This is a genomic window from Pediococcus damnosus, from assembly GCF_001611155.1.
In the GTDB taxonomy this organism is placed as follows: Bacteria; Bacillota; Bacilli; order Lactobacillales; family Lactobacillaceae; genus Pediococcus; species Pediococcus damnosus.
This window is the reverse complement of record NZ_CP012294.1, coordinates 505,720-530,525: the sequence shown is the minus strand read 5'-3', so window position 1 is coordinate 530,525 and position 24,806 is coordinate 505,720. Positions and strand designations below refer to the sequence as shown.

Here is a 24,806-nt window from a genome sequence, read left to right as displayed (position 1 = left end):
AATAATAGGTGTAGTGGAGGCGTTGATGAAAGAGTGTGTCGATGTCACTTGGCGATTTATCGCTTAGAGACATGGGAAGACTGGAGAGATCCACTTCTGGCCTGATGAGGGACAGAAGTTAGCTCGCAAGCGACCCACACGGCCCCACATCAGCGCCGGAACGGAACAAAAAGCAGGTAAAAGCTTAAATAAAATCTAATTAGAAGTACAACCTACTAAAACTTGACACATACTATGTAAACAGTACGCATTTACAAACAGATATTTGAAAGCTACAATGAAACTTGTGAAGAGAATAACATACTCATTCTGAGAGGAAGAATAATAATAATATGATTAAAGATTTGGATAATAAGAAGGATGTTGATGAACCACAATTAATGGTCAATGATCTTGTTAAAAAAGCTCATATTGCTTTAGATCGTCTCAGTGTCATGGATCAGGAGCAGATTGACAAAATTGTGCACGCAATGGCAGAAGCTGGATATCATGCTCGTCAAAAGTTAGCCAAGATGGCAGTGGATGAAACTGGTCGTGGTGTGTATGAAGATAAAGTTATTAAAAATCAATTTGCTACAAAAGATATTTATAATTCAATTAAAAATGATAAGACAGTTGGAATTATTAGTGATGACAAAGAAACTGGCATCATGAAAGTTGCTGAACCAGTCGGTGTCATTGCTAGTGCAACCCCAGTAACGAACCCAAGCTCAACCGTTTTTCATAACGCTTTATTAGCAATTAAAACCCGAAACCCAATCGTTTTCGCTTTTCACCCATTTGCACAAAAAACATGTGTTGAAACTGGACGAGTTATTGCAGAAGCAGCTGTAAAAGCTGGTGCTCCTGAGAATAGTGTTCAATGGATCACTAAACCTAGCATGGATGCAACTACTGACCTGATGAATCATGATGGGGTCGCAACGGTTGTGGCTACTGGTGGTGCAGGCATGGTTAAGTCTGCTTATTCAACTGGGAAACCTGCCCTTGGTGTTGGACCCGGTAATGTACCTGTTTACGTCGAAAAAACTGCTGACTTAAAACAATCATTAGATGATATTGTCTTATCAAAAGCATTTGATAATGGGATGATCTGTGCTTCTGAATCTAACATGGTCGTGGATGCTGAAATCTATGCTGATGTTAAAAGTGGTTTAAAAGAACGTGGTGCTTACTTCGTAAAAGATGCTGATATGGAAAACTTTGAGTCAACCGTAATGAATCGGGAAAAGGAATCAGTTAATCTTAAAGTAGCTGGTCAATCCGCTTACAGCATTGCACAATGGGCTGGTATTGAAGATTGCCCTAAGGATGCAAAATTCTTAGTTGCTGAAATGAATGGACTTGGCGGAGAATATATTCTTTCTCACGAAAAATTATCACCTGTTTTAACAATGGTAAAGGCAAAAGATCAAGACGACGCTGTTCATTTAATGAAACGAGGATTAAACCTTGGTGGATTAGGTCATACAGTTGGTTTGCATACCAAAGATGATGCATTGATTAATCGATTTGCATTAGAGATGGATGCTTGCCGAATCTTAATTAACACACCAACTTCACAAGGAGCAATTGGTTATAAATATAATAATGTGACTCCTTCTTTGACTTTAGGCTGTGGATCTTGGGGTAAAAATTCCATTTCACATAACTTAGAGGATTGGGATCTTTTGAATATCAAGACGGTCGCAAAACGTCTACCAAAACTACGTCATGAAGGTTTGGATTTCTAAATAAATTTGTTGAATCAAATAGCGTAACTGTTGTTTTTAAAATTTTTGGAATAACAGTTGCGTTATTTTTTGTTAGTGTAAAGTTTTAGTAGGAAAGTGAAAAAAAGCCTTTTCAAAACACGAGAAGACCGTTAATCTTCTAATTAGGTTGGTAGCCAAAAATTAGGAGGTAACGGTCTTCATGTCTCAAATCTTAACAGAAATCATGACAGTTTTAAAGGATAGTAATAGTTTATTTAATGCGGAACAAGATTTAATGATTCGGTGTCAAGCGTTGATTGCCACTGCTTTAGGTCAAGCACTAGAAGAGTTGGATGATCTTTTAATTGGTGAAACAAAATACCAAGAAATTGTCGGTAAACGCGAAAGAACTTTGAATTTCATGTGTGGGGCCGTAACTTTCAAACGCCGGTTAGTGAAGCTAGCTGATAAAAAGTATGTCTTTCCTTTGGATCGTTATTTGCAGTTAATTCCACGAAGTAGATTTTCACCCTTAATGGTCGAAAAGGTTGCCAAGCTAGCTTCACATAGTGTTTTACGGACAACAGCTTTGGCTGTTAACCTTTTAACCCCACTTTCTATCAGTCATCAAAAAGTTGGTCAACTTTATCAAGCAGCCGGTACGCAATGTGAAAAGCAGCGTGAAGAAACCACATTAGTGAACATCGAAAAGAAACGGCGAGTTCCTTATCTGTATTTGGAAGGCGATGCCTTTTGTGTGGCCTTAAAGGCTAAGCAACACCATAAAAATGTCTTTATTCATCGACTGCAACTAACGGAAGGTATTAGCCAAAATGGCCAGCGCCGACAGACGTTAAACCGACATGTATTTACGGGATTAAACCGGCAAGCAGTTTTTAATCAAGTACAAGATTATCTCGATCAGAATTATGATTTACGAGCAACTACAATGATTACCGGTAGCGATAATGGGAGTGGCTATGAACCATCCTGCTTTGATGAATTAGCGGTTGGGGCCAAAAAACATGAGCACTTTTTAGATCGTTATCACTTGAACCGAAAAATTCGTAGTCGATTAAGCAAGATGCCTAAAATTCTGCAAAGTAAACTATTTCAGGGTGTGCATAATTGGGATAATGATCAAGTTCAAATTGTCCTTGATACGTGTGAGTTCCAAGCCAATGATGCGGATAGTCTGGAAGCAATTCAGCTTTTACGGAGTTACTTGAAACGTAACTGGAATTATTTAAAGCCAGCTGACAAGCGAAGCTTAGCTACCGAAACCGTGTGTTTAGGTGGCTGTGAAAGTAATCATCGACGCTTTACCTATCGGTTAAAACATCAAGGTCGCTCTTGGAGTAAAGCTGGATTGAAGGCGATGATTGCGGTGATTACCAGTGAAATTAACGGGCAATTAGAAACAGCAATGATAAAGATGCCCAATACCTTGCCAATAAGCATCATGCCAGTTAAAGTGGCCGCTAGTTATTTTCTTAAACAGCCTTTTACGCAACATCAAGGAATTAGGCACGGCAGTATTTCATTAGACGCAGCAACTAGCAGTGCTATGGGTAATTTGGTGAAGGCTATTTCATAGGATTTGAATAACAAGTGGAGTGGAGGCGTTGGTGAAAGAGTGTGTCGATGTCACTTAGCGATTTATCGCTTAGAGACATGGGAGACTGGAGAGATCCACTTTTGGCCTGAAGGGCAAGAAGTTAGCTCGTAAGCGACCCACACGGCCCCGCATCAACGCCGGAACGAAACAAAAAGTAGTTAAAAACATAAATAAAATCTAATTAGAGACACTACCTACTAAAACTTGACACATACTTATTTTTTTGAATTATATCGGTAGAGAACGCTTTCTGTTATAATTGAATCAGTTACTTAAATTTGAAAAAAAGGTGGGATTTTATGTATTATTTTTTAAATACAACCATTCCTTTAAATAAATCTGGAATTGAACATGCCCAAATAAAACGGGTGAATTTGTTTAATAATTATGGTGTTGCTAATAAAATTGTGACGCGTAACTTTGAAGTTGATTTGCATCATAATCTTAAAGTTGCAGGAATCGCTGAAAAAAATCATGTGAACTTATTTGAGTTCTTGCAGGGGTCTGGCGATTTTAAGTTCAAAAAGGTGACACCGCGTGACATTAAATTACCACATGGTTGTAAATTAAAGGCTGAAAAAGATCATTATGTGGCGAAAGATTTGAAGAACCGTTTAGCGGTTCGAATTGAGGTCTGGGGCGAGCATGACTCCCAAGTTCAAGCAGTAAATTATTATGATTACGCAGGCAACTTGTTACGCCGTGAGCGCTATGACCATCGAGGTTTTTTGTCAATTGCTGAAATTCATAATCCTCAAGGTGGTGTCAGCAATGAACAAATTTTTTCTCCAGAAGGTAAGTTAGTTTATGAATCCTTTTATTTCAAAGATGGGCAGGGAAAGATTGTTAATTCCTTATTGCGGGTAGTAGATTTTCATGGACAAAATTATGAATTTACTGGTTTAAGAGGGTTACAACGGTTCTTCTTTGATCAGTTAAACAAAGTGGATAACGGCAGAAATGTCTTCATTTCTGATCGTGCAGTAGAAACTGAATGGGCTTTATTACATATGAAAACACCAGCTTATAAGGCTTTGTTTTTGCATAATGCGCACACAGCTCATGCCAATGACCCGATGGATCCTGTTTTGAACAATAATTTTGAGTTTTCCTTAAATAATTTTGCTGATTGGAATGCGGTTATTGATTCTACAGAGCGCCAAACCAAAGATGCCAAATTACGTTTTGATGCCAAGCAAACGCCAATTTACACCATTCCGGTTGGCATTGTGACCAATGAGTTGATGGAAAAACCAAAAGTAGCGTTTAGTGATCGCACACCTGGAAAAATTATTGTGGTTGCCCGCTTGTTCCCAGAAAAACGGCTCGATCATTTGATCAAGGCTTTTGCAATTGTGCACAAACAATTACCACAAACCACGCTTGATTTTTGGGGGTATGGCGATGGTAAAACGGATAAACAATTAAAACAACAAGTAACAGATTTGAAACTTAAAACAGTTGTGAAATTTAAAGGGTATACACCAAATATTGGTGATGTTATGGATCATGCGCAGGTTTCAACATTGACTAGTAACGTTGAAGGTTTTGCGTTGGCTGTTTTAGAGGCGCAATCACATGGATTACCAGTTGTCGCTTACGACATTCCTTATGGACCATCTGATATTATTGAAGATGGCTATAGTGGCACATTGGTTAAGCAAGGCGATTATAAGAGCTTCGCCAAAGCTTTAATTGAGCTTTTGGGCGACCAAAAGAAGTTACAAGAATATAGTGACCATGCTTATGTGAGTCGTGAACGGTATAGTGAAAAAGCTATTTGGAAGGCTTGGCAACAATTAGTTGATAATGCTAACCAATTTTTCGATCAAAACCAAGCGAAAGGGACGGTGAAGTAGATGATTTACTTTTTAAATGAGTATTTGATGGGCTTAAACTCCGGCCTTGAATATACTGAAATTAATCGCATTAAACTACTTAAGAATAACCATGTCCCAGCTAAAATTGTGACCCGTGATTATAATCAAGAACTCCATCGTAATATGAAAACATTGGGTGTAGAAGACGATGATATGGTTAATATGTTCGACTATTTCCAGCATGCTGAACACATTGAAACGCCTAAAGTTCTTAAGACCATCGATTTAAACTTGCCAAAGGCTTACGAGATTGATCAAGGAGCTGATTTTAGTCGTGTCACAGATGGTGATCGGGTGGTTGCCGATGTTCATTTTGCTGATGGCACTTATGGTCAAGTCGCCTATGTAAATTACTTTGATGCCTACATGAATATTGCCAAAACCGAGTTTTATGATTGGCGTGGATTTAAGTCAATGGACAAGTACTTTACGCCAACTGGAGCTCCAGTTGCCGAATTTATATTTACTCCTGAGGGCAAACGGGTGTATGAATCATATTACATGAATGATGTGAACGGAAACCCCGTAAATTCTTTGTTGAAGTTAATCGATTATAAAGGTGAGGACTACAATTTCGATAATTTGGACGAGCTATTTACCTTCTTCTTGGATGAATTAAATCGGCGAGATGGCAGTCATCAAACGTTTATTGCGGATCGTCCAGCTCAGACTAATACACCAATGATGAACATGGTTACACTGGCCCACAAATATGTTTCGTTGCCAATTGTGCATGGTGTGGATCCTCATGATCAGGTGCATAGTGCGTTCGATCCAGCCTATGCGACCGTTTTTGGCCCTCGTATCGATGAATTGGATGGTATTATTGTCATGACTCAAGCGCAAAAACGTGATTTGAGTAAACACTTGAATCATCCGCAAACCCCAATTTATGTTATTCCGGGAGCAGTAGTTCTTAATAGTACTCGGAATGAACCGCATGTGTTGTATCGCAATCGTGTTCAGGACCGGTTGTTATTCGTTGGGCGGTTAACACCAGACAAACAGGTTGATCGTTTGATTCGAGCTGTTCAGATTATTAGTCAAAAAATTCCTAGCGTAACGCTAGACATATATGGTTATGGCAGTGCAGAAGATGTCAATGGCCTTAAAAAGTTGGCGCAGGATTTAAAGGTCGATCAGTTGGTTCATTTTAAAGGGTTCGTGTATGATTTGACGACTGTATATAACCAAGCAGGTTTGTTTGTTAGTGCTAGCCGATCGGATGCAATGCCACTTGCGATGGTGGAGGCAATGGCTCATGGGTTACCAGCAGTTGCCTATGCAAGCCATTATGGCCCAAGTGAAATTATTGACGATAAGCAAAATGGCCGTTTGATTGCGGAGGGCGACGAGGATGTTTTTCTCTTTAGCCGGGCTGTAATTGATTTATTGAGTGACCCAGATTTGCTTGCTAAATATAGTGACAAGGCTTATGAGATTGGTGATCGCTATTCAGAAGAACACGTTTTGGCTGATTGGCAATTACTTTTGGAACATGAGAAATAAAATAGTTTAGAATATTAAAACAAGTGCAGCTCAGATTTAATTCTGATGTCACACTCGTTTTTTTGAATACTATTTTAAATAATCATGTCTGAGGTCTTATGGAGCAAATTAATTTTTGGCTATTTTAGATTATTCCGTTAAATCCACAAAGGTTCCGTGAACTAATTTTTTAAGGTCTTGAGCATCAATTTTGACTGAGCGACCAATTTTTCCTGACGAAACAATGATTTCACCCTGTTTTTGAGCAATATCAGCAATATAGATTGGAAAATGCTTGGTTTCATAAATTCCGATTGGGGTGTTGGCACCATGCTCATAGCCCGTGGTTTTGACAAGTTCTTTTAGTGGAATCATGCCAACTTTTTTATTGCCAGAAGCTTTTGCTAATTTTTTATAACTTAAATGTTCATCAATTGGCAATACACCAACAAGCGGACCAGTTTTATTACCAGTTAGTGCCAGTGTTTTATAAATATGGTGTTCATCTTCATCAAGGTGGTCAACTTGAAGCTGTTCAACATCACCTTCCTGTTTTGTGGGGAAAATAAATTGCTCATACTTCATATTAGCTTTATCAAGAATTTTTTCGACTAAGGTTTTATCAATTTTATTTTTCTTATTTTTTTTAGAAATGTTGTTCACCTTCCTAAAGTTCATTTTAGCATAAGTAGATTCTAAAAAGAAAAACCGCAACTATTGGGTATGTGTCAAGTTTTCCTAGGTGCCTTATAATCAACCAAATATTTATACACAATAATTAGTTTGAAAATATTTTTGCCATTGCTCCGATAGGGCTACTTGTTGGGGCATCAACTGGTATTTTACTTGAAAGAACTCCAATATGCTTAGAATGGTGCTTGTTGCTCAGCTGAGCTGAACTCAACGTCTTCAATGATTCCGTAGCGATCTCAATCGTTAGCTCTTGTAACTTTCTTAAACCACCACGTAAGTATTTATCTAGCTTACCGTTTACCCGAGCTTCAATTAATTTCAACATAGCCTCAAGGCCCTTTTCGGACCATACTTTGCCTTGCTTTTTCATTCGATACGTGTACGCTCTGTGTGAGCTTTCAACGGATCCCAATTTGCCGACCCTCATGAAGCCACGATCGTGTGGAGACTTTATAAACTGCCAATTTCTTGCCAAATATTGTCTTAGGACCCTTAGGCTCTCAAGTTCCTTATCAGTTTTAATTTGCGACTCAAATGTATCTAAAATAACGTTTAACTGATTCTGATCATACAGGCTAACGCTCTTAACGGCCTTATCAACCAATGGATTAAATAAACCAAAGGTTTGTTTAATCTTTTTGACAAAGTGATACCGATCGATAGTAAATTCAACTCTTTGAGCACTCGGAACTATTTCTCGCATACTTTTCGGGTTATACCCTGGGCCACCATCACTTGCTGTAAACACGGTCATTTCACTGATTTTATAATACTTCTCAATGTAGTCAGTTACTCGTTTTTGAACCTTTTTTTGATTGATACCAACAAACTCAACTTTGTTTGATCTTGTTCCATCTAATCCTGATTCAAAAACAATGTAATGGTGGACGTCTTGTCTTCGTCGATTAATTTTGTGTATCTCAAAGGCATCGCCTTCAACCACTAAGTTTTCAACTTTTCGTTTCTTAACTAGTTTCTCTTCGGACGATTTTTCTTCTGTCTTCACGGTATCTGCCATGTCTCTGATAATTCGGTCTACTGACCAGGCACTAATATCCGTCTGACTTGCCAGATTGATCATTGCGGCCGTATTTCTCATCGTTGTCGTTTGCCCAATTTTGGCAACGACACTTTTAAAATAAGGTGAAATTCTTTTTCTTTCTTCCAACTGAAGTTGTTCATCCAACGGGAAGTAATAACTTCCATTGGGTCGAAGATAACATCTTCTTTCAAAATTCACGGCGCCAAACATAAACTCAATTGTTCTGGCCTGTCGATTAATGAATGTATTTTCTGCCGGAATTGATGGAACGAGTGTTTCATCTAATTGCCTCAGATATTCAGCTACAACCAGCTGGAATGACTTCCTAAGATGAAGAATTACCTGCTCCTCTAAATCAAATAAACTGTCTAAATTTCCCAATGATTCAATAAAATCTGCTAAAATATACATGAAAGACCTGTATCCTTTCCTTTAATCTTCGTCGATTAAAAGGCTACAGGTCTTTTTCTATATATTCAACTCAAAATGAATATTCCTAGAATTTTATTGACCATCTAGGAAAACCTTACACTAACACTATTGGGATATGCTATAATTTAAGGTATAAATTAATGGCATGACTGAAAGGTGGGAATAAATTGGCTGATTTGTTGTATAAAACGATTTTAAAAGATTTGGAAAAACGAATCTTCAATAATGAATTCCCTGCTAAAAAATTGCCAGACGAACGAATGTTGACTAGTCAATATGGGGTAAGTCGCAGCTCGATTAAACGCGCGTTGAGTGTATTAGCAGACGAAGGAATTGTGTTTAAGAAACGCGGTTCTGGGACTTTTGTGAATCCACTATACTTAAAAAATCGTTCGCTGTTTACCTATGAAGGTTCTAACTTGGGCGTGACAGATAGTATGCGCGCTGACGGACGAAAACCGGGAATTAAAGTGTTAGATTTTTCTGTAATTCCAGCAACAAAAGAAATGCAGACGGATTTATTCCTTGAAGCAGAAGATTTCGTTTATCAGATTCGGCGACTGCGATTGTTGGATGATCAGCCAGTGATGATTGAAACGGGCTATATTCCAATTAAAATTGTGCCAGAGTTATCACGTACAATTGTATCAAAATCAATTTTTAATTATCTGGAAGATAAAAAGAATCAGACGGTCACAAAATCCTTTTTATCGATTGAAGCTCAGCCTTCGACAAAGGAAGACCAAGAGCTTTTAAATTTGACGCCCCAAGAACCAGTGGGGGTCATGTCTGGAATCTTCTTTTTGGATGATGGCACACCATTTGAGCTATCTAACATGCGGCTTCATTACAAGTATATGAAATATAATGCGGTGGTCGAATTAAAATAGTAAGAGGAAGTAGTTAACTAAAATATAGCTAACTGCTTTTTTTTGTGGGTTGCATGATGTAGCGGGCTATCAGTGAATGTAATAGGAGAAAAATTGTAATTATTTAGCAATTAATTTGTTCTAATTAAATTGGACCGTATCAATTTTCAAATTAGTTGACCATGACAAAATATCGGGTTATTATGGTGTATTCGGTAACAAAGCTAAGAAGCTAAATGCTTGAAGGGAGCAATACAATGGCAACTGATTATTCATCAAAAACCTATTTTGAAAATCTTGATAAATTTTGGCGGGCAGCAAATTACCTGTCAGTTGGGCAACTTTATTTAAAAGATAACCCATTATTAAAACGTCCATTGAAAAACGATGATGTAAAGGTCCATCCAATTGGACATTGGGGAACAATTCCTGGTCAAAATTACATTTATGCTCATTTAAATCGAGTTATTAATAAATATAACGTCAATATGTTTTACATTGAAGGTCCTGGTCATGGTGGCCAAGTTATGGTTTCAAATTCTTATTTGGACGGCAGTTATACCGAAGTTTATCCAGAAATTACTCAGGATGAATCAGGAATGCAGAAACTATTTAAACAGTTCTCTTGGCCTGGTGGTGTGGCATCACATGCTGCTCCAGTGACTCCTGGATCAATTCATGAGGGTGGCGAGCTTGGCTATTCCCTTTCGCATGGAACAGGTGCTATTTTGGATAATCCTGATCAAATTGCAGCGGTTGTCGTTGGTGATGGAGAAGCTGAAACAGGTCCACTCGCAACATCTTGGCAATCCAACAAGTTTATTAATCCAATTAATGATGGGGCAGTTTTGCCAATCCTTGATATCAATGGCTATAAACTGAGTAATCCAACTTTATTTAGTCGGATGTCAGATGATAGAATCAGACAGTATTTTGAAGGCTTAAATTGGAATCCAATCTTTGTTGAAGGTAACGACGCCGAAAAGATGGATCCCCAGATGGCTAAGGCAATGGATACTGCGATTGAACAAATTCAAGCGATTCAAAAGAATGCCCGTGAAAATAATGATCCTAGTCTTCCAAGTTGGCCATTGATTGTTTTCCGTTCACCAAAGGGCTGGACTGGTCCAAAAACATGGGATGGTAAAGTGGTTGAAGGAACATTCCGTGCGCATCAAATTCCAATTCCTGTCGATCAAGGAGACATGCAACATGCAGATGCCCTTGTCGATTGGATGAAGTCTTATAAACCAGAAGAATTATTTGATGAAAATGGTAAACTCAAACCGGAGATTGCCGCCATTGCTCCTAAAGGCAATAAAAGAATGGCAGCTAATCCGATTACGAATGGCGGCATTAATCCTAAAGATTTACGCCTACCTGATTTTCGTGATTATGCGGTTGATACTAGTAAACGTGGACAATCTGTCAAACAGGATATGATCATTTGGTCTGATTATCTACGGGATGTCATTAAATTAAATCCAGATAACTTTCGGATGTTTGGTCCGGATGAAACAATGTCGAACCGGCTATACGGATTATTTGAAACGACTAACCGACAGTGGATTGATCCCATTAAAAAGGATTGGGACGAAGATTTAGCTCCCGCTGGTCGAATTTTGGATGCCCAGCTTTCAGAGCATCAGGCTGAAGGATGGCTTGAAGCCTACACATTGACTGGCCGTCACGGGATCTTCACAAGTTATGAAGCCTTCTTACGGGTAGTGGATTCCATGCTGACCCAGCATTTCAAATGGTTACGTAAAGCAAGTGAGTTAAAATGGCGAAAAGATTATCCATCTTTAAATGTGGTTTCAACTTCGACTAGTTTCCAACAAGACCATAATGGCTATACGCATCAAGATCCCGGTATTTTGACGCATATGGCTGAAAAGAAACCAGAATTTGTGCGTGAGTATTTACCTGCTGACGCTAACTCGTTACTGGCGGTCAGTCCACTAATTATGAATGATCGGGAAAAGATTAATATTTTGGTTACTTCAAAGCAATTACGTCCCCAATTCTATTCAATTGAGGAAGCTGAAGTATTAGCGAAAAATGGACTTGGCATTATTGATTGGGCAAGTACCGATCAGAATGCTAAACCAGATATTATTTTTGCTGCAGCTGGAACTGAACCAAATCTGGAGAGCTTGGCTGCCATTGATATCTTGCACGATCATTTTCCTGATCTAAAGATTCGCTTTATCAATGTTATCGACTTATTGAAATTGCAAAGTCCAAAGGTTAATCCACGTGGATTGTCTGATGAAGAATTTGATCACTACTTTACAAAAGATACCCCAATAATCTTTGCTTTTCATGGTTACGAAGATCTTGTCAAATCTATCTTCTTTGATCGTCATAACCATAATGTTCATGTGCATGGTTATCGGGAGAATGGTGATATTACCACGCCATTTGATATGCGAGTAGTTAACCAGCTCGACCGTTTCGACTTATCAAAAGAAGCCATTATGGCAGTTCCAAAATATGCTGAAAGTGGAGCTGAATTTATTCAGAAGATGGATAATAAATTGGCCGAACATTATCAATATATTCGTGATCATGGTGATGACCTTCCAGAAATTAGAGATTGGACTTGGAAAGACTTGAAATAAATAATTTTAAGGCTATTCAAAATTATAGAAAAGCATAAAAATAATTTGGACAACAAAAGGGCGAAAATCAATTTTGATTTTCGTCCTTTTTTGAGTGAATCTAATTAATTCTCAAAAAATCCTTGTTTTTTTAAAACGGCCAATATTTGGAATCGCTTTTTAGGACTAACCTGCATGTCATGCAAAATGTGATGCCGGTAAGTTTCGGAACGATTGTTAGATCCACGCTGGGCATAGTAATCATGGATGGTTTGATCATAATCGTCTAGTAACTTTTGATCAGGTTCTTGATAATAGTTTTCAAAATGAACGGTCTTTAATGGCAGCCGTGGTTTCAAATCCGGTTTTTCATCGGGATATCCAATGGCGATTCCAAATACAGGAAAGGTTAATTTTGGCAAATGGAGGAGATCAATAACTTGTTGGGCATCATTTAGAATGCTACCTAAAATGACTGCTCCGAGACCCATACTTTCAGCAGCGGTCACAATGCTTTGACCAGCAAGCGCCGCGTCGTCAAAAGCAGCCAAGCTTCGATCACCATCATGAAGAAGCTGTGTACTAACTTTTGCCTCTTGACCAATAAATTCGTTTCGATGTTGGTCAGCGATCATAATAAACAGATGGCCACTACTTTTTGTGAATGGGTAAGTGGTGATTTCAGCGAGTTGTTTCTTCAGCTCGGGATCAGTCACACTGATTACGCTAAACTGTTGCATAAACATACTTGAAGAAGTGCGCTGGGCGGCATTTAATAGGGCCTGGATAGTATCTTGGGGTACTGGTTGATTTTTGAAATGGCGAATGGAACGGTGGTGCGTAAGTAAATGTAACGTTTCGTTGTTTTGCAAAATGATAATCTTCTTTCTATAAAACTAAAGTTTAAAAGTGAAAATAATCCGGAATCGGTGCAGTTACACATTTGGTTTGATTCGAGAATGGCAGTGGAAAGCCAATTTTCCAAGAATGTAAAGCTAGTCGTTCTCCCGGGTGATATTGAGGATTATACAACGGATCGCCAATCACAGGGTGTCCTAAACTCGCAAAATGGACCCGAATTTGATGGGTACGACCCGTTTGTAATTGAATTTCTAGCAAGGATTGGTGATCTGATTCTTTAAGAACTTTAAATTTGGTGACGGCCATGGCAGCTTGTGTGCCATTCACCACGCGTTGCCGTTTGTCGTATAGTGTTTCACCAATCGGTAGTGAAATTGTGCCATGTGCGTGCTGAAATTTACCTTGGACAACGGCCAAATAGGTTCGCTGCACCACTTTGGTTTTAATGAAACGATTATAAATAGGAATTAAAACGGGATTTTTTACTACTAGAATGGCACCACTCGTTTGTTGGTCCAAACGGTGAACATTATAAGGATGGCCATCTTTATTTTGTAAATAAGCAGCGAGGTGGTTCATTAAACTGCCAGTTTCATTAGGTTGATTGGAATGAGTTTTTACTCCCGCAGCTTTGTTGGCAATGATAAGGTCATTCGTTTCAAACAAAATTTGCAAATTCGCAGTACTATCCGGTAAGAAGCTCGGAGTGGGGGTTGAAAAGTTATGTGAGTCGAAGGTCAGTTCAATTTGATCATTTGGGACCAAAATGGTGTTCATAGGTTGATAATGATGATTCACCAAGACGGTTTTTTCCGTACGCAAAAAATGAACTTCCTTTTTGGAAAGGGCCCAATTTTTTTGAAGAAGCTGTCGTAAGGAAGTTTGTTGAAAATTATCTGGTAGGATGCGAGTATAAGTCCATTTCATAAAAATCACCCCAATACAAAAGGGCCATGCAAACCATTGTTTGTTGGCCCTTTAGTTTTGTAATTCTAAAGTTATTTAATTTCTTTTTCAGGTTTTACAACTAAAACATCGCAAACGGCATTTCGACTGACATAAGTAGCTACGGAGCCAACCATCAAACGTTCTAAGGCATTTAATCCGGTTGAACCAATCATAATTAATTCATTATGGTGATCCTTTGGAAACTCAGTTGCAATGACTGGTTTGGGGTTACCAAAACGAACATGGACACTTACGTCTTTTACGCCAGCATCTTCAGCTTGTTTCTTCAGTTCCGCTAAACGTTTTTGGACATCTTCTGATAGTTTATAGATAACGTCGCCACTAACGGCGCCCCCATATGTGTCACTAAATTGGTTAACTTCAAGAACATTTAGAATATCAAGATGGGTGTCATTCCGTTTGGCAACTTCAATTGCCTTTTTTAAAACGGTATCTGTAACCTTTGAGCCATCAATTGGAGCTAAAATGTTTTTATATTGTTGTAACATGTTGCTCACCTTCCATTTCGTATGGGTTCCTATGAATACTATATCATTTTTTGAGAGAAATGTAAGTGTTTTAGTTCAAAGTGAATGGAACAAATCGTTAAGGGCCATGAAAATAGGCGAGGTGGAAGCGGGATCGTATCCCGCTGGTAACCTTGTCTATTTTCATGACCCTGATTTGTGGAATTGTCCTAAGGCTCAGCGGAAAATTGCAGAACGGTGATGCGACGGAGGCGGGATCGCAATCCCATTGTAGTCGTGTCTATATTTATATCTCTGGTTTACCGAGCTGTCCTAGAATCTACAGGAAATAAAAAAGTGGTGCGAGGTGGAAGCGGGATCGTATCCCGCTGCGAGTTCTTGCGGCAGAACTGTGCCACAAGAATCGACAACGACCGAAGGAAAGAAGATTTTTGGCACGAAAATCATCAATAATCCGGAGTAGTAGTAACCTTGTTTATTTTCATGGCTCTGATTTGTGGAATTGTCCTAAGGCTCAGCGAAAAAAATTCCCCGGAACGGAAGGTAAAAGTTAAGAGTGAGCAAAAATACATTAACTAGAACTAATTGTTATACTTTTAGAAAGAATACGGTTACAATGTAGTTATGGATGATGGCGATACAAATACCGCCAGTAATTTTAAGGCGTCAGGCTAATTTCGATTAGTTTGGCGTTTTTTCTTGTTGAAATATAAATGTAGTTGTAACTTTTTATTGAGATGTTACACTATGTAAGTAAGCTTTAACCAATATTAGGACGGTGGTCAAATTGAAAATTAACTCAAGTGATTTACTTGAAAGTATTACAGGCGAAAAGATTGAAAGAGAAACATTTAAGATTACCAGTACAAAACTAAAAAAAGATCCTAATAATGCTTTAACTCCGGTTTTTAGTTATTTACAAAAGAGCCTAAAGAAACCGACTGCAGTGGAAGCCACGGTTACAATTAAAAAGGATGTTTTGTGTAAGTTTCAAACGAACATTATTAATTTACCCTACAATTATCCAAATAAAATAGAGCAATTAACAAATGCTGATACGGAATATGATCTTCAACTTTATGCAATTTTTGAAGCAGAAGATATTAATGCTTCTCATTTAAGAATTGATTTAATGGGAACAGTGGATGATTTTTTGGCCGGGGATGCAGATGTTTATAAAAATATTTCGGACTGGATGAAGTTACAATTTGAAAAATTAGAGCCAGATAAAACAAAACAGGAGTAAAGGTGTCTATGAGTCGTTTAGTTAAAATGTTATCCATGGCTGCGGTGCTGTTTCTCGCTGTTTTTTTAATCAGTTTGCGATTCCATCCAGCAGCCACTAATACGAAACAACAGAATTCTAATCAAGTTTCTGTTTCTAATTTGCCAAAGGAAAAGAAAACAAATTCGAAATCAAAGGCGAAAAAGAAACAGAAACGACCAGCTTATATGCGGGCCGTTAATTGGAAAAAGTCATCTGAAACTAAAGATTATCCAGACTTAAAGAAATATAAAAACGTCTGGATAAAAGTATCGATTGCCAAACAACGAGTTTATATTTTTAATAATAAAACCCGTTTATATACTATGTATGCGTCTACAGGTTCCAAGAGTTCCCCGACACCAACTGGGACTTATCATATTCAGGCTGAACGGGGGACCTTCTTTTATAATGCGAAGTCAAAGGAAGGTGCTAAGTATTATGTTTCGTGGAAGGATCATGGCGTTTACCTATTTCACACAGTTCCAACTAATGCGAAGGGGCAGTTTATTGTGAAAGAGGCCAAAAGGCTTGGTAAAGAGGCTAATTCGCACGGTTGTATAAGGTTAGCTGTTCCAGATGCTAAATGGTTGTATAACAATGTTCAAGAGGGGACAAAGGTTGTAATTCATTAGGAGTTAAGTCATGAAAAATAAAATTCGCGTATTTTTAAACAAAAAAAGAAAATGGTATTAAGATGCCGGAATCAGCATTCTGAGCCTTTTTCTCCTTTTAATTTTATATCGTCTTATCGGATACTTATTTACAAGAATTGTTTTTTTGAGTTGGCCTAAAATTATCAGTGTAACGGTTTTTTATGTGGTGATTCTGGTTGCTTGGCATAGTTGGGAGATTTATCAGGCAAAACACTAAGCCAATCTATTTTTGAAAGAGTAGTTGGAATATTTTTTTGACTAAACCTGGCAAAATTGCTAATAATAAGAAAATGAGGCTGAAATATTTTTGGACAAATGGCGTTGATCCTAAATAAAATCCAGCTAAACAGCAAGCACCAACCCAGATTAAAGCGCCAAGAAAATTTAGTTTGTTGAATTTTCGGAGACTCATATCAGAATTACCTGCGATGATGGGTACAAACAAGCCAATGAATGGAATGAAACGAGACAACAATAATGAGCTCTTTTCATTTCGATCAAAATATTGCTGAGTCTTTTCCATTTGATCTGACGACTGAATTTCTCGTGATAATTTGGAACGTTCATTTAAGGTTGCGCCCTGATGATACTTTATGTCGGCACCAATGGTCGCGGCGGCTAAAAAGACAATGAATAACCACACAACATTTAAGTATGAGTGCGGACTAGCAGCAATGGTGCTGGTTAAGAACAGTACTGATTGTCCTGGTAAAAATGAAAAAATGACAAAAGCTGTTTCCAAAAAAATCCAAATAAATAAGAATAAATAAATCCAACCGTTTAATCTATCGGCTATTGGTACGATATAAGCCAATGGGTGTAATAAGAAATTAATGACTTCATTTAACATGATGGAACTCCATTCCCGTAAAAAGCTACCTTAATCATATAATGAAAATGCGTAAAAGACTAGGGTTGTGTTTGGAAGATAATGTTTGGTTAGTTATATGTGTGGCTAATTAAAGTTAGTCTCTTACGGTTAGTTACGATAATTAAACGTAAGTATACTTAATGTATTAATTTACCAATAGAAGAGTTCTTAATAATAATTACAGATGACATCTATCAATATTTAAAAGGCACTATGCTTACTGGAGTAGTTGGACACTTTGAAATTCAGCAAACATTTGGATTTAAGTCGGCAAGACTACGTAAAAAAACGAAAAGCTATCCAACTTACTCGTAAAATAATTTATCAGTGAAATAAAAATATATAAACTATGTCGGCGTACCCAATTCGAGTGTTTAAATAATTATGTGTAAATGATTCATTGAAAAAGGGAAGCCTCTCCCTTATGATAGTTAGCGTCTAAACAAACATCACAGGAGGCTTCCCCATGAATCAGTTTACCAAAGAAATCGTCACAGCACTAGCGCAGCGTCAGGATCTAGATATTATTTTCAAAGATCAACTAGAAACGGCCGTTAATGAGCTATTACAAAATGAACTTTCTGCATTTTTAGGTTATGAGCCCTATGATAGGAATGGCTTCAATTCAGGAAATTCTCGTAATGGCCACTACACGAGAACCTTTAATACAAAATATGGCGAATTGAATCTTACGATTCCCCGTGATCGAAACGGAGAATTTGTTAACCACACATTACCAGCCTATCAACGACGAACAGACCAGTTAGAACAAACCATCATTCAGCTTTATCAAAAGGGAATTACCACTCATGAGATCGCCGATCTGATGGAAAAAATGTATGGTTCCTATTACACGCCACAGACAGTTTCCAATCTAACTAAGGTAGTTAACGAACAAGTTGAAGCTTTCAAGAATCGAACGTTATCAGAACGGTACGCTGTCGTTTATTTAGATGCCACATATCTTCCCTTGCGACGTGACACAGTTGCCAAAGAAGCAGTTCATATTGCGATTGGCATTCAACCTAATGGTCATAAGGAAGTGCTGTCTTACAAGATAGCTCCGACAGAATCTAGTTCTGTGTGGTCTGAAGTATTAGCTGATTTGAAGGATCGTGGCGTACAACAAACCTTACTTTTTGTGGCCGATGGATTGGTTGGCCTCGAAACTGCCGTTGGTAAATATTATCCAAACGCCGTTATTCAGCAATGCCTAGTTCATGTAAGTCGTAATATTTCGCATCATGTACGGGTTCATGACCGTAAAGCTGTGTTAAATGATTTTAAGTTAATTCATCAAGCAACCAATAAACGAATGGCTGAGCACAGCTTAGCCAACTTTGTTGACCATTGGCGCAAAAGATATCCCAAAGTTACGCAAGCTTTATTAAAGAACCAGAAATTACTGGTATTTTTTAATTTTCCACCGGCTATCCGGTCTAGTATTTATAGTACCAATCTTATCGAATCATTTAACAAAAAATTTAAGCGACAAACAAAGAAACGTGAACAATTTCCCAACGAAGAATCTTTGGAAAGAACCTTAATGACTGTAATTCTTGATTACAATGACAAATTTGGGCGACGAACACATAAAGGGTTCAACCTAGTTCAAGACACTTTAGAATCAATGTTTTAGTTCAAAAGTGAGAGGCTTTTTCATTTACACATAAAATTTGACACTCTCCCCAATTCAACGCAGTTTTTGTTCATTAAATTTCAACTATTTTATAATTATCTTTATTAATGATGCTATGTGTCACATTTCCCTTGCATGATAATGAAAGGGTACAAAAAAAGAGCTATTACGAACCTACGAATAACCCTTTGTATCTTTTTAATAGTCTTTGCATAGCAAAACTAATATTCAGCATAATTAACATTTTTTGTTCCCTTTGGATCAATTGTAATTTTTGTATCCTTATTAACCTTGGTTACAAAAGCACCCTGATCATCATCATACAGGCCACCAAAGTATGTACCGTCAATCTTGGGAGAATGATATGGATTACCATCATATCCACATCTGTCGCCTTCCCAGATACCCCGGTATCCATCTGAGTTAAGCTCATCACTACGGCCGTCACTACCATCAAGCAGGTTACTAAATGTAATTTCTAGGTCATTACCATCTATACCTTCTTGAAAATTAGTTACCACTGGTGTGGAGGGCACCTTTATTTTGGCTTTTGCTAAAGCACTTCGATTAGATTGATAATCGCTTTTTGCCATTGCAATAACTTGTGCATCACTTTTCTTTGCCACATCTTTAATTGTACGAACTGTGCCCTTAAGTTTTGGATCACCGTTGGGGCTTTCATTCATACCATCAGTATATGGTACATACGAATAATCAGTTAATTTTCCATTCTTGGAAACTAATATTTCATCTATAATATACTTAGAATTTAGCTTGTTAGCGTCATATAAAGTCTGCTCTGCCATATACCAGACGTATGTCTTGTTTGAATTGATTGCTTTTGCTATGGCAAACTTGTTTGGAACAAATGAACCTTGCTGTGTAATAGATACTCTATTTTTTTTGCTACTACTGGAACTAGTTGAACATCCAGCTAATAACAAGATTCCCACTCCTGCAATAACCGTATCTATAACGAGTTGTTTAATTCTCATTTTTCACTCCTCCAAATATAATTGTAAAACCTGTTTTAACATACAGCGATTATATCAATACTAGATGACATAATGTGTCATTAGAAAAATTAAATTAGTAAATACTATTCACACAGTGAGGTAGAAAAAATTGGACAAAAAATTATTCAAAGTCATGAATAGTTTTCTTGATAGGCGTTAAATTTGGCATTTCATTGTGTTACATATGTTAGTGTAAAGTTTTAGTAGGAAAGTGAAAAAAAGCCTTTTCAAAACACGAGAAGACCGTTAATCTTCTAATTAGGTTGGTAGCCAAAAATTAGGAGGTAACGGTCTTCATGTCTCAAATCTTAACAGAAATCATGACAGTTTTAAAGGATAGTAATAGTTTATTTAATGCGGAACAAGATTTAATGATTCGGTGTCAAGCGTTGATTGCCACTGCTTTAGGTCAAGCACTAGAAGAGTTGGATGATCTTTTAATTGGTGAAACAAAATACCAAGAAATTGTCGGTAAACGCGAAAGAACTTTGAATTTCATGTGTGGGGCCGTAACTTTCAAACGCCGGTTAGTGAAGCTAGCTGATAAAAAGTATGTCTTTCCTTTGGATCGTTATTTGCAGTTAATTCCACGAAGTAGATTTTCACCCTTAATGGTCGAAAAGGTTGCCAAGCTAGCTTCACATAGTGTTTTACGGACAACAGCTTTGGCTGTTAACCTTTTAACCCCACTTTCTATCAGTCATCAAAAAGTTGGTCAACTTTATCAAGCAGCCGGTACGCAATGTGAAAAGCAGCGTGAAGAAACCACATTAGTGAACATCGAAAAGAAACGGCGAGTTCCTTATCTGTATTTGGAAGGCGATGCCTTTTGTGTGGCCTTAAAGGCTAAGCAACACCATAAAAATGTCTTTATTCATCGACTGCAACTAACGGAAGGTATTAGCCAAAATGGCCAGCGCCGACAGACGTTAAACCGACATGTATTTACGGGATTAAACCGGCAAGCAGTTTTTAATCAAGTACAAGATTATCTCGATCAGAATTATGATTTACGAGCAACTACAATGATTACCGGTAGCGATAATGGGAGTGGCTATGAACCATCCTGCTTTGATGAATTAGCGGTTGGGGCCAAAAAACATGAGCACTTTTTAGATCGTTATCACTTGAACCGAAAAATTCGTAGTCGATTAAGCAAGATGCCTAAAATTCTGCAAAGTAAACTATTTCAGGGTGTGCATAATTGGGATAATGATCAAGTTCAAATTGTCCTTGATACGTGTGAGTTCCAAGCCAATGATGCGGATAGTCTGGAAGCAATTCAGCTTTTACGGAGTTACTTGAAACGTAACTGGAATTATTTAAAGCCAGCTGACAAGCGAAGCTTAGCTACCGAAACCGTGTGTTTAGGTGGCTGTGAAAGTAATCATCGACGCTTTACCTATCGGTTAAAACATCAAGGTCGCTCTTGGAGTAAAGCTGGATTGAAGGCGATGATTGCGGTGATTACCAGTGAAATTAACGGGCAATTAGAAACAGCAATGATAAAGATGCCCAATACCTTGCCAATAAGCATCATGCCAGTTAAAGTGGCCGCTAGTTATTTTCTTAAACAGCCTTTTACGCAACATCAAGGAATTAGGCACGGCAGTATTTCATTAGACGCAGCAACTAGCAGTGCTATGGGTAATTTGGTGAAGGCTATTTCATAGGATTTGAATAACAAGTGGAGTGGAGGCGTTGGTGAAAGAGTGTGTCGATGTCACTTAGCGATTTATCGCTTAGAGACATGGGAGACTGGAGAGATCCACTTTTGGCCTGAAGGGCAAGAAGTTAGCTCGTAAGCGACCCACACGGCCCCGCATCAACGCCGGAACGAAACAAAAAGTAGTTAAAAACATAAATAAAATCTAATTAGAGACACTACCTACTAAAACTTGACACATATGTTACATATGATTGTGTTTGCAAAAACGATAAACTGTGGTATTATAAATTTATGCGATGAGTCGAGTAAAAACCAGATAACTTCGGTTATTTCACTTACGAGTGGCTAGTGGTTTGCTTGGAACGGGATACTTTTCTTCCACCGGATTGTGTGGCGTATCTGATTGAACATGTGTGAACCGTGCGAGATCTATTTGAGAAATCAAGTACCGTTCAAAAAAGGTTGAGACATTAGTCTCAGCCTTTTTTTACGCCCTTTTATTGGATTAAGTAGACTTGATCATGAACTAAATCAAAATGAGAAAAATGGTGATTCAGTGTTTCAGTAGCCTTTGGCTTAACATAGTGTGCCCCTTGCCAAAATGGCTTGCTACCAGAACTACCTAGTTTTTCACCGATACATATGAGGATGACGTCAGGGTTAGTTTGGCGCATTTCTTGCAACAGTTGCCAATCAATTGGAATCCCATCAGGTGACCAGGACATAATGACAAACTTAACTTGATCTTGATATTTTTTCCAGGCTGCTAAAGCATCAAGCTTTTCAATTTTTGTGGCCGAGTGTTTTCCAGTTTCATTTTCTGCAATCCAACCTTTGCTGTCAGTCGCAAAAACTGGCTGTTTTAGTTCTTGTAAGCCTGCAGATATCGTGCCATTGCCGGCCATCACTTCAAGAGTTGGGGCACCATTGAGAAACTGTGCTAGATCTTTAATAAAGGGTGCGGAAATGTAAGCCCACATACCATAACGATCTTCTAAATAATCGCGATATGTTCGCAACAACTTATCTAGTTTTGGTAAAGCTGCTGAGTACTTATTCCACAATTTATCACCGGTAGAATCACCCATTGGATATTTTTTCAGAATGGTTTGAAAAATTGTGTCTTGAAAATCATCTGGAATTTGCAGTAAAGGCAATGATTGCGGAAGTAAATTCTGTGAAATTAAGCGATCACTCTCCAAAACGTTATGGGTTAAAAAAGTAACTTGGGGAAATTCTTGAAATAAGTCATCAAATTTTTTTATTTGTTGAATATAATCTGGTTCTTGCTCTTGTTTCTTGCCAATCCTGGCTTGATGCCGGAGCTTTTTTAATTTTTTAGAATTCAAACTATCAATCCATTCTGATTTTTTCGACCGCGGGGTAAGCTTATTTTTTATTGTCGTCTAGACCTAAGTCTAATTCTTCTTGTTGATCGTTTTCGTCGTGAATTGTACGACGCTTCTTACCATGCAAGTAACCTTCAATTAATTGAAATAAACCATAACGGTCTTCACTAGTAAGAAGCTTATGGTTGAAGGAAAGTTGTTTACCAGATAAGAATAGTTTTCCAAGGTCATATTCATCGTGGTCAGATTTTCCACTCAAATAATCCATGGTGACATCAAAATATTCGGCTAATTTCCGGATCTCAATATAAGAAGGCGTTCGAACGCCACGTTCCCAGTTGCCGATTTGAGAAGAAGTATTTGCCCGTTCATCAGATCCGGGATATTGTTTATTTAAATCCGCTGCCAATTGTTCCAAAGTGATGTTTTGGCCATGACGGAGTGCACGAAGTCTTTCAGAAAACATATGATTACTCCCTTTCTGTTATGTCAATTTTAGCATAACCACGCGCCGTTAAGTGAATTGAGTGGTGAATTTTGTCTTTTTTAGGTGAGACAGTTCTTTATATGTGTCACACCTGGATAAAAAAACGTTCAAGATGGGTAAAATAGGAGCCTCATAATGATTAGCGTAGATCACAGAGTTAGATATTTTATGTAAATTAAGGAATTGCAGAAGAATGTAAAGAAAAGCGTTATACTTTTCAAATCTAAGTGTGAGGGATGAGATTAGTGAAAAAGTTTTGGAAATGGTTTTTAATTATAATTGCTGCTTTAGTGGTGATCGATATTGGGGCGGCTTCGTATTTTTATCATGTGGCTGTAGTTCCTGGGCATAAAGATTTTTTGAGTAGTACAACGACTTTGAAGAAAAGTGATCCACTGTATCAGCAGAAGAGTTGGTATCAAAGGGTTCATAAACAAGTTTGGCATGAAAATTCTGCAACGGACAATTTAAAACTTGATGCTTATTACATTCCGGCGGCCCGTAAAAGTACCAAAACGGCGGTGATTGCCCATGGCTTTATGGATGACAAAACAAAAATGGGTGCTTCAGCGGCCATGTTTCATAAGATGGGCTATAACGTTTTAGTCCCAGATGATCGTGGTCAGGGGGATAGTCAAGGAAATTATATTGGTTTCGGTTGGCCTGATCGACTAGATTACATAAAATGGATGAACCTGTTACTTAAGCGCAATGGCCAGAATCAACAACTTGTCATGTATGGAGTCAGTATGGGTGGCGCCACAACGATGATGGTAAGTGGTGAGAAGAATGTTCCTAAGCAATTAAAAGCGTATGTTGAAGATTGCGGATACACGTCAGTTAATGACGAAATTACGTATGAGGCCAAAACGATGTACCATTTGCCATACTGGCCGCTCGTCCCATCTGTTAGTGGCATTACGCAGTTACGCGCTGGCTATAACTTTAAAGAGGCGAGTGCATTAAAGCAGGTGGCTAAAAATCATCGACCGATGCTGTTTATTCATGGAAGTAAGGATAAGTTTGTGCCGACAAGGATGGTTTATCCATTATATCGGGCGGATAAGGGGCCAAAACAACTTTTGATTGTAAAGGGTGCAGCTCACGCAAAATCGATGGCGACACAGCCAAAACTGTACACTAAAACAGTGGAAAAGTTCTTAGCTCAATATGTTAAATAGATAATTAAAATAGGATTGAAACTAGAAGACTTGTACGTATTCTTAGTTTCAATCCTAT

The 24,806-nt window shown here is 38.0% G+C and carries 20 protein-coding genes; 11 read left to right on the top strand and 9 right to left on the bottom strand.

Going from position 1 to position 24,806, the window contains the following annotated elements; translation table 11 throughout:
* Positions 1-332 precede the first annotated feature (332 nt).
* The 4 genes from ADU73_RS02565 to asp1 all read left to right on the top strand — a co-directional run bounded on the left by ADU73_RS02565 (position 333) and on the right by asp1 (position 6,701).
* Complete coding sequence (locus tag ADU73_RS02565; protein ID WP_062913146.1) at positions 333-1,733, top strand: aldehyde dehydrogenase family protein; 1,401 nt, start codon at positions 333-335, stop codon at positions 1,731-1,733.
* A 181-nt stretch (positions 1,734-1,914) separates the two neighbouring features.
* Positions 1,915-3,291 (top strand): ISLre2 family transposase, encoded by a 1,377-nt coding sequence (locus tag ADU73_RS02560; protein ID WP_062913143.1) that lies wholly within the window; start codon positions 1,915-1,917, stop codon positions 3,289-3,291.
* Between the two features lie 320 nt (positions 3,292-3,611).
* A complete protein-coding gene (locus ADU73_RS02555; protein ID WP_046872419.1) occupies positions 3,612-5,171 on the top strand; it encodes a glycosyltransferase family 4 protein in 1,560 nt (519 codons plus the stop codon).
* The gene (gene asp1, locus ADU73_RS02550; protein WP_046872418.1) at positions 5,172-6,701 is read left to right on the top strand and encodes an accessory Sec system glycosyltransferase Asp1; all 1,530 of its coding nucleotides are present in this window, start codon (positions 5,172-5,174) and stop codon (positions 6,699-6,701) included. It begins immediately after the preceding gene.
* 129 nt (positions 6,702-6,830) lie between these two features.
* Here asp1 and ybaK read toward each other — a convergent pair whose 3' ends face one another.
* Together ybaK and ADU73_RS02540 are read right to left on the bottom strand one after the other, a co-directional pair.
* Entirely contained in the window at positions 6,831-7,334 is a 504-nt protein-coding gene (gene ybaK / locus ADU73_RS02545; protein ID WP_080945589.1) for a Cys-tRNA(Pro) deacylase, read from the bottom strand.
* A gap of 124 nt (positions 7,335-7,458) precedes the next feature.
* On the bottom strand, positions 7,459-8,826 hold the full coding sequence (locus tag ADU73_RS02540) for an ISLre2 family transposase (protein WP_062913145.1): 1,368 nt from the start codon (positions 8,824-8,826) through the stop codon (positions 7,459-7,461).
* 188 nt (positions 8,827-9,014) lie between these two features.
* Here ADU73_RS02540 and ADU73_RS02535 point away from each other — a divergent pair, with 188 nt between their 5' ends.
* Both ADU73_RS02535 and ADU73_RS02530 read left to right on the top strand, forming a co-directional pair.
* Positions 9,015-9,737: a GntR family transcriptional regulator gene (locus tag ADU73_RS02535; RefSeq protein WP_046872328.1), complete on the top strand. Its 723-nt coding sequence runs from the start codon at positions 9,015-9,017 to the stop codon at positions 9,735-9,737.
* Positions 9,738-9,973: 236 nt separating this feature from the next.
* Positions 9,974-12,340, top strand: a complete 2,367-nt coding sequence (locus ADU73_RS02530; RefSeq protein WP_056986599.1) for a phosphoketolase family protein — start codon at positions 9,974-9,976, stop codon at positions 12,338-12,340.
* A 104-nt stretch (positions 12,341-12,444) separates the two neighbouring features.
* Here the strand turns inward: ADU73_RS02530 and ADU73_RS02525 are convergent, their stop codons facing one another.
* The 3 genes from ADU73_RS02525 to ADU73_RS02515 form a co-directional block, all read right to left on the bottom strand.
* Positions 12,445-13,191 (bottom strand): NADPH-dependent oxidoreductase, encoded by a 747-nt coding sequence (locus ADU73_RS02525; protein ID WP_062904063.1) that lies wholly within the window; start codon positions 13,189-13,191, stop codon positions 12,445-12,447.
* Between the two features lie 31 nt (positions 13,192-13,222).
* A complete protein-coding gene (locus ADU73_RS02520; protein ID WP_046870755.1) occupies positions 13,223-14,107 on the bottom strand; it encodes an RluA family pseudouridine synthase in 885 nt (294 codons plus the stop codon).
* A gap of 71 nt (positions 14,108-14,178) precedes the next feature.
* The gene (locus ADU73_RS02515) at positions 14,179-14,637 is read right to left on the bottom strand and encodes a universal stress protein (protein ID WP_046870754.1); all 459 of its coding nucleotides are present in this window, start codon (positions 14,635-14,637) and stop codon (positions 14,179-14,181) included.
* A 766-nt stretch (positions 14,638-15,403) separates the two neighbouring features.
* On the opposite strand from ADU73_RS02515, the gene ADU73_RS02505 reads away from it, so the two are divergent.
* Positions 15,404-15,862, top strand: a complete 459-nt coding sequence (locus tag ADU73_RS02505) for a hypothetical protein (protein WP_046870752.1) — start codon at positions 15,404-15,406, stop codon at positions 15,860-15,862.
* 8 nt (positions 15,863-15,870) lie between these two features.
* Positions 15,871-16,515: a L,D-transpeptidase gene (locus ADU73_RS02500; protein ID WP_046870751.1), complete on the top strand. Its 645-nt coding sequence runs from the start codon at positions 15,871-15,873 to the stop codon at positions 16,513-16,515.
* A 244-nt stretch (positions 16,516-16,759) separates the two neighbouring features.
* On the opposite strand, the gene ADU73_RS02495 is transcribed toward ADU73_RS02500, so the two are convergent.
* Entirely contained in the window at positions 16,760-17,386 is a 627-nt protein-coding gene (locus ADU73_RS02495) for a DedA family protein (RefSeq protein WP_062913144.1), read from the bottom strand.
* Between the two features lie 487 nt (positions 17,387-17,873).
* On the opposite strand from ADU73_RS02495, the gene ADU73_RS02490 reads away from it, so the two are divergent.
* Positions 17,874-19,046, top strand: coding sequence for an IS256 family transposase (locus ADU73_RS02490; protein WP_010620873.1), 1,173 nt, complete (start codon positions 17,874-17,876; stop codon positions 19,044-19,046).
* 221 nt (positions 19,047-19,267) lie between these two features.
* Here the strand turns inward: ADU73_RS02490 and ADU73_RS02485 are convergent, their stop codons facing one another.
* A complete protein-coding gene (locus ADU73_RS02485; protein WP_046870749.1) occupies positions 19,268-20,041 on the bottom strand; it encodes a hypothetical protein in 774 nt (257 codons plus the stop codon).
* 317 nt (positions 20,042-20,358) lie between these two features.
* Here ADU73_RS02485 and ADU73_RS02480 point away from each other — a divergent pair, with 317 nt between their 5' ends.
* Positions 20,359-21,735, top strand: coding sequence for an ISLre2 family transposase (locus ADU73_RS02480; RefSeq protein WP_062913143.1), 1,377 nt, complete (start codon positions 20,359-20,361; stop codon positions 21,733-21,735).
* Positions 21,736-22,228: 493 nt separating this feature from the next.
* Here the strand turns inward: ADU73_RS02480 and ADU73_RS02475 are convergent, their stop codons facing one another.
* Positions 22,229-23,080, bottom strand: coding sequence for a hypothetical protein (locus ADU73_RS02475; protein ID WP_046870748.1), 852 nt, complete (start codon positions 23,078-23,080; stop codon positions 22,229-22,231).
* A 40-nt stretch (positions 23,081-23,120) separates the two neighbouring features.
* Positions 23,121-23,546: a helix-turn-helix domain-containing protein gene (locus ADU73_RS02470; protein ID WP_062913142.1), complete on the bottom strand. Its 426-nt coding sequence runs from the start codon at positions 23,544-23,546 to the stop codon at positions 23,121-23,123.
* Between the two features lie 266 nt (positions 23,547-23,812).
* Here ADU73_RS02470 and ADU73_RS02465 point away from each other — a divergent pair, with 266 nt between their 5' ends.
* On the top strand, positions 23,813-24,748 hold the full coding sequence (locus tag ADU73_RS02465) for an alpha/beta hydrolase (RefSeq protein ID WP_046870746.1): 936 nt from the start codon (positions 23,813-23,815) through the stop codon (positions 24,746-24,748).
* Positions 24,749-24,806: the final 58 nt, after the last annotated feature.

Bases quoted from the DNA above. Each gene is read 5' to 3' on its own strand.
- ADU73_RS02565 (WP_062913146.1), top strand. From the start codon at position 333: ATGATTAAAGATTTGGATAATAAGAAGGATGTTGATGAACCACAATTA.
- ADU73_RS02560 (WP_062913143.1), top strand. From the start codon at position 1,915: ATGTCTCAAATCTTAACAGAAATCATGACAGTTTTAAAGGATAGTAAT.
- ADU73_RS02555 (WP_046872419.1), top strand. From the start codon at position 3,612: ATGTATTATTTTTTAAATACAACCATTCCTTTAAATAAATCTGGAATT.
- asp1 (WP_046872418.1), top strand. From the start codon at position 5,172: ATGATTTACTTTTTAAATGAGTATTTGATGGGCTTAAACTCCGGCCTT.
- ADU73_RS02540 (WP_062913145.1), bottom strand. From the start codon at position 8,826: ATGTATATTTTAGCAGATTTTATTGAATCATTGGGAAATTTAGACAGT.
- ADU73_RS02530 (WP_056986599.1), top strand. From the start codon at position 9,974: ATGGCAACTGATTATTCATCAAAAACCTATTTTGAAAATCTTGATAAA.
- ADU73_RS02520 (WP_046870755.1), bottom strand. From the start codon at position 14,107: ATGAAATGGACTTATACTCGCATCCTACCAGATAATTTTCAACAAACT.
- ADU73_RS02515 (WP_046870754.1), bottom strand. From the start codon at position 14,637: ATGTTACAACAATATAAAAACATTTTAGCTCCAATTGATGGCTCAAAG.
- ADU73_RS02500 (WP_046870751.1), top strand. From the start codon at position 15,871: ATGAGTCGTTTAGTTAAAATGTTATCCATGGCTGCGGTGCTGTTTCTC.
- ADU73_RS02495 (WP_062913144.1), bottom strand. From the start codon at position 17,386: ATGTTAAATGAAGTCATTAATTTCTTATTACACCCATTGGCTTATATC.
- ADU73_RS02490 (WP_010620873.1), top strand. From the start codon at position 17,874: ATGAATCAGTTTACCAAAGAAATCGTCACAGCACTAGCGCAGCGTCAG.
- ADU73_RS02485 (WP_046870749.1), bottom strand. From the start codon at position 20,041: ATGAGAATTAAACAACTCGTTATAGATACGGTTATTGCAGGAGTGGGA.
- ADU73_RS02480 (WP_062913143.1), top strand. From the start codon at position 20,359: ATGTCTCAAATCTTAACAGAAATCATGACAGTTTTAAAGGATAGTAAT.
- ADU73_RS02470 (WP_062913142.1), bottom strand. From the start codon at position 23,546: ATGTTTTCTGAAAGACTTCGTGCACTCCGTCATGGCCAAAACATCACT.